The organism is Paenibacillus sp. FSL R7-0345, from assembly GCF_038595055.1.
Taxonomy (GTDB): domain Bacteria; phylum Bacillota; class Bacilli; order Paenibacillales; family Paenibacillaceae; genus Paenibacillus_AQ.
This window is the reverse complement of the sequence record NZ_CP152002.1, coordinates 4,546,204-4,558,587: the sequence shown is the minus strand read 5'-3', so window position 1 is coordinate 4,558,587 and position 12,384 is coordinate 4,546,204. Positions and strand designations below refer to the sequence as shown.

Annotated in this window: 12 protein-coding genes; 9 read left to right on the top strand and 3 right to left on the bottom strand. The window is 51.8% G+C overall.

All coding sequences use genetic code 11. From position 1 onward, the window contains the following. Positions 1–28 precede the first annotated feature (28 nt). From NST84_RS19700 to glpK, 9 genes are all read left to right on the top strand, one after another. Entirely contained in the window at positions 29–304 is a 276-nt protein-coding gene (locus tag NST84_RS19700; protein ID WP_342561858.1) for an HPr family phosphocarrier protein, read from the top strand. 833 nt (positions 305–1,137) lie between these two features. Further along, complete coding sequence (locus tag NST84_RS19695; RefSeq protein WP_342561857.1) at positions 1,138–1,482, top strand: N-acetylmuramoyl-L-alanine amidase; 345 nt, start codon at positions 1,138–1,140, stop codon at positions 1,480–1,482. A 20-nt stretch (positions 1,483–1,502) separates the two neighbouring features. Beyond that, positions 1,503–2,261: a pseudouridine synthase gene (locus NST84_RS19690; RefSeq protein ID WP_342561856.1), complete on the top strand. Its 759-nt coding sequence runs from the start codon at positions 1,503–1,505 to the stop codon at positions 2,259–2,261. A 110-nt stretch (positions 2,262–2,371) separates the two neighbouring features. After that, positions 2,372–2,896, top strand: a complete 525-nt coding sequence (gene resA, locus NST84_RS19685; RefSeq protein ID WP_342561855.1) for a thiol-disulfide oxidoreductase ResA — start codon at positions 2,372–2,374, stop codon at positions 2,894–2,896. After that, positions 2,893–4,581: a cytochrome c biogenesis protein ResB gene (locus NST84_RS19680; RefSeq protein WP_342561854.1), complete on the top strand. Its 1,689-nt coding sequence runs from the start codon at positions 2,893–2,895 to the stop codon at positions 4,579–4,581. Before resA ends, NST84_RS19680 begins: the two co-directional genes overlap by 4 nt. After that, entirely contained in the window at positions 4,578–5,840 is a 1,263-nt protein-coding gene (ccsA, locus tag NST84_RS19675) for a cytochrome c biogenesis protein CcsA (RefSeq protein ID WP_342561853.1), read from the top strand. The genes NST84_RS19680 and ccsA overlap by 4 nt, the downstream gene beginning before the upstream one ends. Before the next feature lie 180 nt (positions 5,841–6,020). Continuing rightward, positions 6,021–6,737 carry a response regulator transcription factor gene (locus NST84_RS19670; protein ID WP_068730002.1) on the top strand — a complete coding sequence of 239 codons (717 nt, stop codon included), beginning with the start codon at positions 6,021–6,023 and terminating at the stop codon, positions 6,735–6,737. Beyond that, positions 6,738–8,183 carry an ATP-binding protein gene (locus NST84_RS19665; RefSeq protein WP_342561852.1) on the top strand — a complete coding sequence of 482 codons (1,446 nt, stop codon included), beginning with the start codon at positions 6,738–6,740 and terminating at the stop codon, positions 8,181–8,183. It begins immediately after the preceding gene. A 114-nt stretch (positions 8,184–8,297) separates the two neighbouring features. Further along, complete coding sequence (glpK, locus tag NST84_RS19660) at positions 8,298–9,791, top strand: glycerol kinase GlpK (RefSeq protein ID WP_342561851.1); 1,494 nt, start codon at positions 8,298–8,300, stop codon at positions 9,789–9,791. Positions 9,792–9,908: 117 nt separating this feature from the next. Here glpK and NST84_RS19655 read toward each other — a convergent pair whose 3' ends face one another. The 3 genes from NST84_RS19655 to NST84_RS19645 form a co-directional block, all read right to left on the bottom strand. Next, on the bottom strand, positions 9,909–10,229 hold the full coding sequence (locus NST84_RS19655) for a hypothetical protein (protein WP_342561850.1): 321 nt from the start codon (positions 10,227–10,229) through the stop codon (positions 9,909–9,911). A gap of 82 nt (positions 10,230–10,311) precedes the next feature. Further along, entirely contained in the window at positions 10,312–10,680 is a 369-nt protein-coding gene (locus NST84_RS19650) for a carboxymuconolactone decarboxylase family protein (protein WP_342561849.1), read from the bottom strand. 26 nt (positions 10,681–10,706) lie between these two features. Further along, positions 10,707–12,347: a thiamine pyrophosphate-binding protein gene (locus tag NST84_RS19645; RefSeq protein WP_342561848.1), complete on the bottom strand. Its 1,641-nt coding sequence runs from the start codon at positions 12,345–12,347 to the stop codon at positions 10,707–10,709. Between the last annotated feature and the right edge of the window lie 37 nt (positions 12,348–12,384).

Genomic DNA, 12,384 nt, shown 5'->3' with positions numbered 1-12,384 from the left:
CCAATAGAAGAAAGTGAGTGAATCTGTTATGCAAAAAACATTCAAAATCGTTGATGAGGACGGTATCCACGCCCGTCCGGCCACAGCACTGGTTAACACTGCAACCCAATTTAAAGATACCGAGGTCTTCGCGGAGAGCGGCGGCAAGAAGGTAACCCTGAAATCGATTCTCGGCGTACTGTCGCTCGGCCTGGAGCCCGGCGATACGCTGAGCCTGATTGCTGAGGGCGGCCAGGCTGAAGAAGCGCTGAGCGCGCTGCAGGACGTTATGATTAAGGAAGGGCTGGGAGAGGTGCAGGAGTAAGCTGGCTGAGTGCCGCCCGCGCATCACACTGACCTTGTCACAGACGGATGAAATACTGGTGTTCCGGTACCTGCATTTGCGGGTATTCGGGCACCAGTTTTTGGTGTGAGCTGTATTAGTTGGAATTAAACCACTTACATTATGCGTTCTCACCCAGTTGCTGGACCTAGTTGGAAAAAAGACATCTAATTCCCCCTGTTTTGGCTAAAATGATGCTTTTTCGATGATCTAAGTGTGCTTTTTCCACCTAAATGCTGGATTTGTCTGAAAAAGAGTAATTTAGTTGTCTTATTCGCACTTAGGTATGGTAGATGCTTTCTTCTGATAATACGTGCGGATTAGGTAGTGATCACCGCATGGACTTGCAGGCCACTCAGCTGAATCTTTGGAGTTTGCTGTTGTTACATCTTGTGTCTTCACAGGCAGAGGAACTTTAACTCTGCCTGCGTGGTTCCGGCAAACACTGCCAAGCCGCTTGCCCTCATTCTTCCCTCACCCCTCGGCGGAGTGAGGGTTTGTTTTTGCCTTCAAGCGCAGCGAATGGGCGGGAGTAACGGAGGGGATTTTGGAACTGTAGGAGCGCAGCGTCCGCCTGAAAGCTTTTCGGAGAAAAGCTCGCTACGGAAGCATGGTTAGTCTGCAGATTTCTACCGCGAACAGCTGTTTAATCAGGAAATCCAAACCTAACAGCGGCTGGAAGTCCAAAAGTTCCCGCAGTTACGGCTGCAGCCCATCCCCGCCCATCCACCCCATTTTTAAAAAAAACAACCCGTCACCCCGCCCTCCCCCAAATCATATGCTATTGCAGCAATACGGAGGGAGGCCGGCATGCGTTGGAATATAAAGGATTTATTCTGCATCATTCCCGCTGTCCGTCGATAAACGGCAAGGGATTTGATTTTTGGGTAGGGACGGATGGCGGGATTTACGCTGCTCCGCTGTTGACGGACCCGGATTATATCCACATCTGTCTGGAAGGAAATTACGGGGAAGAGGATGCCATTCCGCAGCTGCCGGGCAGGCGGGAGCAGCTTTTTGCCGCCGGAAAGCTCATTCTGGAGCTGGCTGCACGCTATCAGATTTCACCGCTCTTGATCGAGCCGCATAATAAAACATGTCCGGGAGCATTTTTTCCGTGGAATGAACTTGTGATTTATCCCGCTGATGGTTATCATTAACCTGAGGTGAGTAGTCGAAAATGGAAAGATTACAGAAAATTTTGGCGCAAGCAGGTGTTGCGTCCAGACGCAAGTGTGAAGAATTGATTTTGGCCGGTAAAGTGGAGGTCAACGGGGAACTCGTAACTACGCTTGGCACAAAGGTGGACCCCGAACAGGATATTATTAAGGTGGCCGGAAGACTGATCCGGGGCGAAAATAAAATCTACATTATGTTCAACAAGCCCAAGGGTGTCATTACCAGCGCATCCGATGACAAGGGCCGCAAGGTAGTAACGGATTATTTAAAAGGAATTAAAGAGCGGGTATACCCTGTAGGCCGGCTGGATTATGATACGGAAGGGCTTCTGCTGCTGACGAATGACGGCGAATTTGCGAATCTGCTGACTCATCCGAAGCACCATGTGCCGAAGACGTATCTGGCCACGGTCAAGGGTGTCCCGCACGGTACTGCTCTGGACAAGCTGAAAGCCGGTATCAAGCTCGAAGACGGTATGACGGCACCGGCTGAAGTAGAGTACAAGGATGTCGATGAAGCTAACAAGGAAACGGTAATCAGCATTACCATCCATGAAGGACGCAACCGTCAGGTGCGCCGGATGTTTGAGGCGATTTCCCATCCTGTAATCCGGCTGAAGCGGATTTCCTTCGGCGATATCCTGCTGCAGAATCTCAAGCGCGGCTCCTACCGCCATCTGACCAAAGATGAAATTAACCATCTGCAGCAGATTGCGAAAGCCGGGGCGCTTAAGACAAATCAGACCCGCAAAGACACATAAAGTTCACAATTCCCTCTCCTAAAACTGTGACAATATTCGGTATAATGTTCATAGGATGTTCACACCTGACAACTAAAGTATGAATTGCGTCACAGAAGGGGGCTTCGCGTGTGGGCAAAGCGAGAAAGCCGATTCAAATCGTAATTCTGTTTTTGATACTTTTGCTTGGAGGCTATGCAATCGGCACTTCGGTGTTCGGTGGAGACGGAAAACCGCATGAAGGCAGTAAAGCACCCTCCTTTGAGCTGCTGGGGCTTGACGGGCTGACTCATACAATGAACGAATACAAGGGGCAGCCGGTCGTGCTGAATTTCTGGGGCTCCTGGTGCGGTCCCTGTGTGAAGGAAATGCCTGCTCTGCAGGCCCAGTATGAGAAGTGGAGGGAGCAGGGGGTAGTTGTTGTAGGCGTAAATGTCGGGGAAGACAAGATGACTGTGGAGAATTTCGTCCAGCAGGTCGATATCAACTTCCCTGTTGTAATGGATACCGGACGTGACGCGGTGCGCAGCTATGGTGTCTCCCCGCTACCGACTACCTTTTTCATTGATGCCAAGGGAAAAGTAGACAGCATTCATATCGGGCAGCTGGATCTGGACTCGCTTGAGTCTCAAATCGGAAGGCTGGTGGACCCATGACCCCTAGGGAACCTCTTGTCAGTAACACCAAGTGTGAATGCGGCCATCAGAACCCGGTTGGAACGGTGCTCTGTGAGGCCTGCGGCAAACCGCTCGATGAGAAGGAGCTGGGAGCTGAGGGGAACCTGGAGATGCGCTATGACGGTGTTGCCCGCCGCTCGCAGCGTGTCAATCCGGGTGTGATTGACCGGGTGTGGAACTTCTTTTCCTCCGTCAAAATAGCAATCTACCTGATAGTGCTGACATTGCTGGGCTCCATGCTGGGAACGGTTTTTCCGCAGGAGAGTACTTTTCTTAACATTGATGCATCAACCTACTACAAAGAGATGTACGGAACAGCCGGGAATATATATTATAGACTCGGCCTTTCGCACACCTATGAATCCTGGTGGTTCGTTACCCTGCTGGTGATGATCGGAGCTTCGCTCGTGATCTGCAGTCTGGACCGTGTGCTTCCGCTGTATAAGGCGCTTACCCGTCAAAAGGTACGCAAGCACCGCCAGTTTCTGACCCGTCAAAAGGCCGTGCTGGTAGCACCAGTAATTACAGAGCCGGAAGCCTGGGTGTCAGGATTGATCGAACCGCTGAAGAAAAAAGGGTACCGTGTCAAAACGGACGGGGCAGCTTTGCTGGCCGAGAAGCACCGTTTCAGCCGCTGGGGACCTTATGTAATACATATCGGACTTATTATTTTTTTACTCGCCGTACTGGCGCGCGGGTTGCCGGGACTCAATATGGATCAGCATCTTGCTTTTCAGGAGGGTGAGATCACACGGATTCCGGATACAACCTACTATTTGAAGAATGAGCAGTTTACTGTGGAATTTTACAGTGATGAAGAAATGCCTGAGGAGTTCCGCGGGAAAAAAGTGCTGCCTAAGCTCTTTGAGACCAAGGCGGTGCTGTATGAGTGTACGGCGGACTGTACAGATCCTTCCAAAGAGCCTGAGCTCGCGGAGGCCGCCAGTCATGACATCAGAGTGAATTCTCCATTAAGCTACAAAGGATTGAAAGCGTATCAGTTTGATTATGATCTGACTCCTGTGCTGCGTTCGGTGCAGCCGGAGCTTGTAAATGCCGCCACCGGAGAAGGCTACGGCAAATTCAAATTGGATATGAAGGATACAGAGCGTGCGTTCAAGTCTGGACCATATACCCTTTCCCTGAAAGAGAAATACATGGATTTCGGCCTTAATGATGAGGGACAGCCGGTATCCAAGTCGCCTTATCCGAATGCGCCGGCTTTTCTGTTTCTGATAACCGGACCCGGGCTGCCGGAAGAAGGCCAGCAGTATTTTTATTTTCCGAAGCAGGTGGATAAGGAACAGTTTCAGCAGCAGGCGATCAATGACAGGCTTGGCGGAGACGGGCGTTTTCTGGAGCTTGCGGTACAGGATATGAGCGATGTTGATTTTGCGGTATCGACCTCGTATCTTAATATCCGGATAGACCGGGCGATGCCGTTTGTATGGGTCGGGGCAGGGATTGTGATGCTGGGGCTTATTCTCGGTTTCTACTGGCAGCACAGACGCATCTGGCTGCGTGTAGAGGACGGGGAGCTGGTGCTGGGCGGTCACACCAACAAGAACTGGTTCGGCTTCCGCCGGGAGATTGCTGCAATTCTGCATAAGGTAGACCTGATAGTCGATGAAAAATCATTGGACAACGGGGGAGGTCTGGCATGAGCCTGCTTGATTTCAGCAGTGATGTGTTTATTGTTGCCTTCTTTTTGTACAGCGGTGCTTTTATGCTGTTCACGATTGCTATTATGGGGCGCCGCTGGTCCGGCCGCAAGCCGGAGGAGCATACTGCCCGTTTTGGCAGGATTGCGTTTATCGCCTCATCACTCGGGCTTCTCTGCCATCTCGCTTATTTCATAACCCGCTGGATGGGTTCAGGCCATATTCCGGTCAGCAATATGTATGAGTTCATGACTTTCTTATCGATGATGATTATGGTGGCCTTCACTGTAATATTTGCCATCTACCGCAAAATTATTCTCGGCGTCTTTGCGGTTCCGATTTCAATCATAGTGATGGCTTACGCGGCGGTATTCCCGCAGGAGGTCCAGCCGCTGATTCCTTCGCTGAAATCCATCTACCTGAATATCCATGTCACGCTTGCGGCGCTTGGAGAATCCTTCTTCGCTGTCGGCTTTGCGGCAGGGCTAATGTACCTGCTGCGCACAGTGGATTTTAACAGTAAGGCGCGCGAGGACCGCAAACAGCAGCGGCTGGTTGAATTTACTCTCTTCTCAATCATTGTTATAATTGGGTTTCTCGGCAGTGTATTTGCCTTCCGCGGAGCCGGGTATGAATCTGTTTTTGTCCGCAGCAACGTAACGATTGACAGCGCAGTGCAGGGAGATAGTACAATAGAGACGGTGAGCTATAAAATGCCGCCTATTGTGGCACCCTACCAGAGCGAAACAGAGCGTTTCCAGCCTTTTCTCGGCTTAACGGAGCCGTTGTTTGAAGCGCCCTCCTGGATGAATGGTGTAAACGCCGGACGGAAGTTCAATACCGTAATCTGGTCGCTTTTATCCGGCCTGGTCTTATATCTCATACTCCGGCTGATCGTGCGCAAGCCGCTGGGCAAGGCCATTCATCCGGTAATGGATGGAATTGACGAAAATGACCTGGATGAGATTACGTACAGGGCCATCGCCATCGGCTTTCCGATTTTTACGCTGGGGGCATTGATCTTTGCCATGATCTGGGCGCAGATTGCCTGGGGACGGTTCTGGGGCTGGGACCCTAAGGAGGTCTGGGCGCTGGTAACCTGGCTGTTTTACAGTGCTTATCTGCATTTGCGGCTGGCGCGCGGATGGCAGGGACGCAGGTCGGCGTGGCTGGCCGTGCTGGGCTTTCTGGTAGTCATGTTCACCCTGGTAGGCGTAAATCTGGTGATTGCCGGACTTCATTCCTATGCGGGGACGGACTAAATCAACAGGGCCTTCAGCCCTTGAACAGGAGTCATGTACACCTGCAAGTTTAGAATCATTCGTTTATCCGGTTTTATTTTGCGTTATATTAATGTAAATCCATGAATGTAAATTCCATGCCTCAGGCGTGATGCGTACTAGGGTATTGTTCAACTGTATTTGATGAAGGGGTTGTTGTTAATGGCTGAGCATCTGAATAGAATTCTGGTGGTGGATGACGAGGAGCGCATTCGCCGCCTGCTAAAAATGTATCTTGAAAAAGAAGGCTATGAAATCGACGAGGCGGAAGACGGCGAAATGGCTCTGCGCAAAGCTACAGCTAATGATTACGGCCTGATCCTGCTGGATGTGATGCTGCCTGGAATCGACGGGATCGAGGTGCTGACCAGACTTAGAGGCGTCAAATCCACACCTGTTCTGATGCTGACTGCCAAGGGCGAAGAAATCAACCGTGTACAGGGCTTTGAAATGGGAGCTGACGATTATGTGGTTAAGCCGTTCAGTCCGCGTGAGGTGATTTATCGGGTTAAGGCGATTATGCGCCGTTCCTCGGCGACTGCCTTTTTATCCAAAGAGAGCAACTCCAGCAACAATATTGTGTTTCCGCATCTGATTATTGAGCATGATGCCCACCGTGTAACGGCCGGCGGACAGGAAGTAAGCCTGACTCCAAAGGAATATGAATTGCTTCATTATCTGGCCATTTCGCCTGATAAGGTATTCTCCCGCGAGGAGCTGCTCAAGGATGTATGGAATTACGAGTTCTTCGGAGATTTACGTACCGTGGACACACATGTGAAAAGACTCCGCGAGAAACTGAATAAAGTATCACCGGAATCGGCAGCAATGATCACCACCGTATGGGGAGTAGGCTACAAGCTTGAGGTACCCAAATAGGTGAACTTCTGGAGAAGCCTTGTCGGCAAGCTGTGGGCTACGATTATCTGCCTTGTTGCTGTCGTACTCATAACTGTAGGGCTGTTTCTGCTCCCTTATATCGACAGTAACTTCGCCAATTCCGGGGCGATCAAACGTTTATTTACGTATGCCTGTATGATCGGGTTCTCATTGACAACGTTTTTTGCGTTGTTCCTGTTCACCAAAATCACACAGCCGATGCAGCAGGTCATTGAAGCGGCTAACAATATCCGCCGCGGGCAATACGGCACAAGGCTGACGCTCCGCACCAGTGATGAAATCGGCCAGCTGGCTACCTCATTTAATCATATGGCGGCAGAGCTGGAAGAGAATATCCGCAGCCTGAATCATGAAAAGGGGCATCTGTCCAGCGTATTGCGCAGTATGACCGATCCTGTGATTACCTTTGATAATGAAGGACAGGTTATCCTCACGAATCCGCACGGGCAGAAGCTGCTGGAAACCTGGAGCGATTTGAACCTGGAGCATCAGGAGGAGGGCGACGGCGGGCCTGGAGCGGAACAGGCCGTCTTCAGCGCAGTTCCGGTTCCCCTGCGGCCATTACTCATGGATACGCTCAGTCAAGGCGGGGATCAGCGTGCCAATGTGCATGTCCGCCAGGGCGTATGGTCTGTACATATGGCCCCGCTCTATTCTGAGGATCACATCCGTGGGGCCGTAGCTGTACTCAGGGATGTAACGGAGGAAGTAAAGCTTGAGAAGATGCGCCGTGACTTTGTGGCAAATGTATCGCATGAGATCCGCACGCCGCTCTCCATGATGCAGGGCTACAGTGAAGCGCTGCTGGACGGCATGGCCGATTCCCCTGAGGAGCGAAATGAGCTGGTTCAGGTCATTCATGATGAATCACTGCGGATGGGGCGGCTGGTCAAGGATCTGCTTGATCTGGCGCGGATGGAAGCCGGGCATACGGACATGATGATGGGCGAGGTGGATATGGGCGAGCTGCTCGACCGGATCTACCGCAAATTCTCTGTCCGTGCCAAGGAACGTGACATTTTACTTGAACTGCAGAGACCTGATGGACTGCTGCTGCTGAAGTCCGCAGACATGGATAAGCTGGAGCAGGTGCTGACGAATCTGCTGGACAATGCGTTCCGGCATACGCCGGCGGACAAGCAGATTTCGATCATTACCGGTTCTATTGTGCTTGAAGGCCGCCGTTACTTGGAAATTGCAATCCGTGACCAGGGAGCGGGAATTCATCCGGATGACCTGCCTTACATCTTTGAACGCTTTTACAAGGCCGATAAGGCCCGTGTACGCGGTGAATCCGGCGGCACCGGACTTGGACTGGCCATTGTCAAAAATATCGTCGAATCACACCATGGACAGATTTTTGCTGCCAGCAGGCTTGGCGAAGGCACGATCTTTACGCTACGGCTTCCTGTCGAAAAACAGTAAATGCAGACTTAGACTGACAGCGCCTCTGAATGCAGAGGTGCTTTTTGTTGAAAGGACTCCTTTAATCTTGTTCATCGTGGAACACAATACCCGTCACTTTAGGAGGCATTATTCATGATTTTATCATTGGATCAAGGGACTACGAGCTCCCGGGCTATACTGTTCAATCTGGACGCAGGGATGGTTGCCCAGGGGCAGTATGAAATCAGACAGTCCTTTCCCCGCCCCGGCTGGGTAGAGCATGATCCGGAGCAGATCTGGGAAAGCCAGCTGGCTGCAGCCAGAGATGCTATTCAGGCCAGCGGGGCAGCTGCAGCGGATATTACGGCAATCGGTATTACTAACCAGCGTGAAACCGCCCTGATCTGGGACCGGCAGACGGGAGAGCCGATTTATCCGGCTATTGTATGGCAGGACCGGCGGACCGCACAGCAGTGTGAGGAAATCAAGCGCCTGGGCCTGGACCGGGAGATTGCGGACAAGACGGGACTGGTTGTGGATGCCTACTTCTCTGCCACCAAGCTGGCCTGGATTCTCGATCATGTGCCGGGCGCAAGGGACCGTGCAGAGCACGGGGAGCTGCTGGCAGGGACGATTGACAGCTGGCTTATCTGGAAGCTCACAGGCGGCGCTGTGCACGCTACAGACGTGACTAATGCCTCACGGACCATGCTGTTTAACCTGCATGAACGCAGTTGGGACGACCAGCTTGTGCAGGAGCTGCGCATTCCGCGTGCCATCCTGCCGGAAATCCGGATGTCTGGCGGTGACTTTGGTACAGCGGATGCCCGCTGGTTCGGTGCGGAGATTCCGATCCGCTCTGTACTCGGTGACCAGCAGGCAGCGCTGTTCGGCCATACATGCCTTGAAGCAGGCAGTGCCAAAAATACTTACGGTACCGGCTGCTTCATTCTTATGAACACAGGAACAGAAGCGGTCGTCTCCAAACACGGCCTGCTGACAACCGTTGCCTGGGGTATGGGGGACGAGCTGTATTTTGCGCTTGAAGGCAGCGTCTTTGTTGCCGGAGCGGCAGTACAATGGCTGCATGAAGGGCTTGGCCTGATTGAAGGACCGGCTGACTCCGAGCAGCGGGCTGCAGAAGTAGAAGATAGTGAAGGTGTGGTTGTGGTGCCGGCCTTCACGGGTCTTGGTGCTCCGTACTGGGATATGTATGCCCGCGGGGCTGTCTTTGGCCTGACCCGGGGGACAACGGCGGGACACCTGGTCCGGGCAACATTGGAAGCGTTGGCCTTCCAGTCCCGTGACGTCATTGGCGCAATGGAGAAGGATGCCGGCATGCCCCTGACCGGGCTGCGTGTAGACGGCGGTGCTGTCCGTAACGACCTGCTGATGCAGTTCCAGGCAGATATCCTCGGCAGTACTGTGACCCGTACGACCTATGCGGAGACAACGGCGCTCGGCGCTGCACTGCTGGCCGGATTAACTTCCGGAGTCTGGTCAAGAGAGCAGCTGGAGAGCTTTAATAAAGCCGAGCGGGACTTTATGCCCCGGATGGACGGAGAAGAGCGGGAACACCGCTATAGCGTGTGGAAGGATGCTGTAGAACGGACTATGGGCTGGGAGAAGCATGAGGCACGGCATTAGCACAGGATATCATACTTGGAACCTTATAATTTAGAATTACAGACAAAAGCAACCTGCGGACAAGGTTTTCCTTGCCTGCAGGTTGCTTTTTGATTAAGCCGACATTTGCAGATGCAGCTATCCCGGAAAGGAAGGGACGATCTGCATGTTCTCCAGTCCCGCTCTGCGGCCAAGACGGGATAGCTGCATCTTAAGCAGCGGGTTATTCTCAAGCGCCAAAGTCACCTGCTGAAAGCCGTCCGACTTGTACATTTTGAAGCAGCTCTCCAGCAGAGGCACAACATCCGGAGCGGTGACATTCAGCTTGCGGCAGTCAATCTGCAGGGAATACTCAGAAGCTGTAATCGGATTGACTGTCTGCTGATAGGCCTGCATTGTTTTGAGGCCATCCTCGTTGGAGAAGGTACCTTCCAGTTGTATATGAACAATCTTACTCACGGAATCTGTTTTCAGAACAAACCTGCCCATTCCTTCCAGCCCCCAAAACGAAAGATATACAATCAGACTGCCGGTTCTTTAATTACTTGATTTCTTCCAGAGTAGCAAGCAATACATTAAAAGCCGAGATTATCCGCGGAGCGCCGATTGCCGGTACCAGGTGCAGCAGAATGCCCTTAATCTGGTCGACCGTCATGCCGACACGCAGTGCCATTACATAATGAACACCCAGCTGTTCATATTGGCCCATCGTAATCAGGGCCGAGATGACAGCAATTTCCTTCCAGTCGGCACCGATTGTGGTCCGCTGAAAAATATCGCCATAGGCATTGCCCATAATATATTCAGCCAGCTCCGGAAAATGCTCTTTGATCGGCGCCAGCTGTTTATTGCCATAATCCCCGGACAGATTGGTAAAATGCTTAAGTCCGCTGTTCACTGAACTTTCCACTTAAAAAACCCCCTGAATGATGTTAATTAAAGATTCAATACACGGTGCGCTGTCGGAGGCATCTCGTCACGGTCAGTGAGCAGCTCGATTACGGCTACTTTGTTCAAGGCTACCGCATCTTCAATAGCTGCCGCGAATTGTTCCGCCGTTTCACACTTGAAGCCTACAGCTCCAAGGGATTCACCGAATTTCGCTGCATCCATCGGAACCTCGAAGAGGGTGCCGTCGATTCTGCCGGTTGTCTTCTCCATGCCTTTAAGGGCCATATCAAGCTGCATGTTGTTGACCACGATGAAAATAACCGGAAGGTCCTTGCACACAGCGGTGTTAATTTCAGCACCAAGCATCATGAAGCAGCCATCACCGGTAATGCAGAAGACAGTTTCGTCAGGGGCGGCAGCCTTGGCCCCGATTGACATGCCGATGGAGTTGCCCATGCAGGCAAAGTAGGCATCAAAGATAAAGCTTCCCGGCTTCTTGACGTTGTACCATTTCACAGCATGGAAGCCGTGGCTGCCGTCATCTACAAATACCGAGCTGTTATAAGGAATCTGATCGCTTAAAGTGCTCAGGACTGAAGCGATGGAGAGCTTAGGCAGCTCTGGCAGCTCGTCCCGGTAATTAGCTTCTACTGTTATTTCATGTCTGACAACCGTATCTCTGTCGATCTTCTCCAGGTAATAGCTCAGATTGTCACGCAAGTCCCCGCTGACCGATATGGTCTGCGATTGAAGAATCTTGCCGACAAAGGTAGGGTCGGAATCGAACTGGATCAGCTTGGCCGGATGATTCTCTGCTTTGAGGTTGCAGATCGTCATATCACTCAGACGGGAACCAAGCACAATATACAGATCACTGTTGTTCAGCAGGTCATCCCCGTGCTTGCAGCCGCCTACACCTACCGGACCGTGATACAGCGGGTGATCCCAGGCGATGGCGCCTTTTCCTCCAGGACTGGTGACGACAGGAATGTTGAAGGTTTCAGCCAGTTGTACCAGCTCCTGGTGGGTACCGGAGCGGTTTATACCTTTACCCGCAATGATCAGCGGACGCGAAGATTCGTTGATTGCTGCAATTACGCGTTCAAAATTACCGATGCTGACCAGCTTCTCGTGTTCAGGAATAACAATCCGGCATTCTTCGAGCATTTCTGTCTGGACATCAAATGGAATGCACAGATGCACCGGACCGCGTTTGCCGCTAAGGGCAATAGAAATGGCATGATTAAAAATAGTGCTGAAATGATCACCGCGCTCTACCAGCTTGCTGAAGAGCGTAGCGGGTCTGAACATATCCGCCAGATCAGCGAGATATGAAGAGGAATCCTGGCACTGCGGAATTCCCAGCTCTTTAATCGACTGGTGTCCAGTAATGAAGAGGACAGGAAGATTATTGGCTTTGGCATGTGCTGCTGCGGTGAGCAGGTTAGTGCCTCCGGGACCTGATGTACCGAAGGCAACTCCGAGTCCTCCGGTTTTGAGTGCATAGCCGGCGGCTTCGAAGCCGGAGCTGGACTCATGTCTGCTCGGAATAAATTCGATGCCGTAATCAACCATCTTAAGAGCTATAGGACAAATAGATTTGCCGATAATACCAAAGGAATGTGTAACGCCGAGGCTGCGAAGCGCCTCTGCCATATAATCTGCGACTGTTTTCAAATGCTCCACCCTATCCGTTGTGTATTTTTCTAGCGATTCTAGCGAC

Excerpts from the sequence above, each read along its gene's own strand:
- NST84_RS19680 (WP_342561854.1), top strand. The coding sequence starts at position 2,893 with ATGACCCCTAGGGAACCTCTTGTCAGTAACACCAAGTGTGAATGCGGC.
- NST84_RS19670 (WP_068730002.1), top strand. The coding sequence starts at position 6,021 with ATGGCTGAGCATCTGAATAGAATTCTGGTGGTGGATGACGAGGAGCGC.
- ccsA (WP_342561853.1), top strand. The coding sequence starts at position 4,578 with ATGAGCCTGCTTGATTTCAGCAGTGATGTGTTTATTGTTGCCTTCTTT.
- NST84_RS19690 (WP_342561856.1), top strand. The coding sequence starts at position 1,503 with ATGGAAAGATTACAGAAAATTTTGGCGCAAGCAGGTGTTGCGTCCAGA.
- glpK (WP_342561851.1), top strand. The coding sequence starts at position 8,298 with ATGATTTTATCATTGGATCAAGGGACTACGAGCTCCCGGGCTATACTG.
- NST84_RS19700 (WP_342561858.1), top strand. The coding sequence starts at position 29 with ATGCAAAAAACATTCAAAATCGTTGATGAGGACGGTATCCACGCCCGT.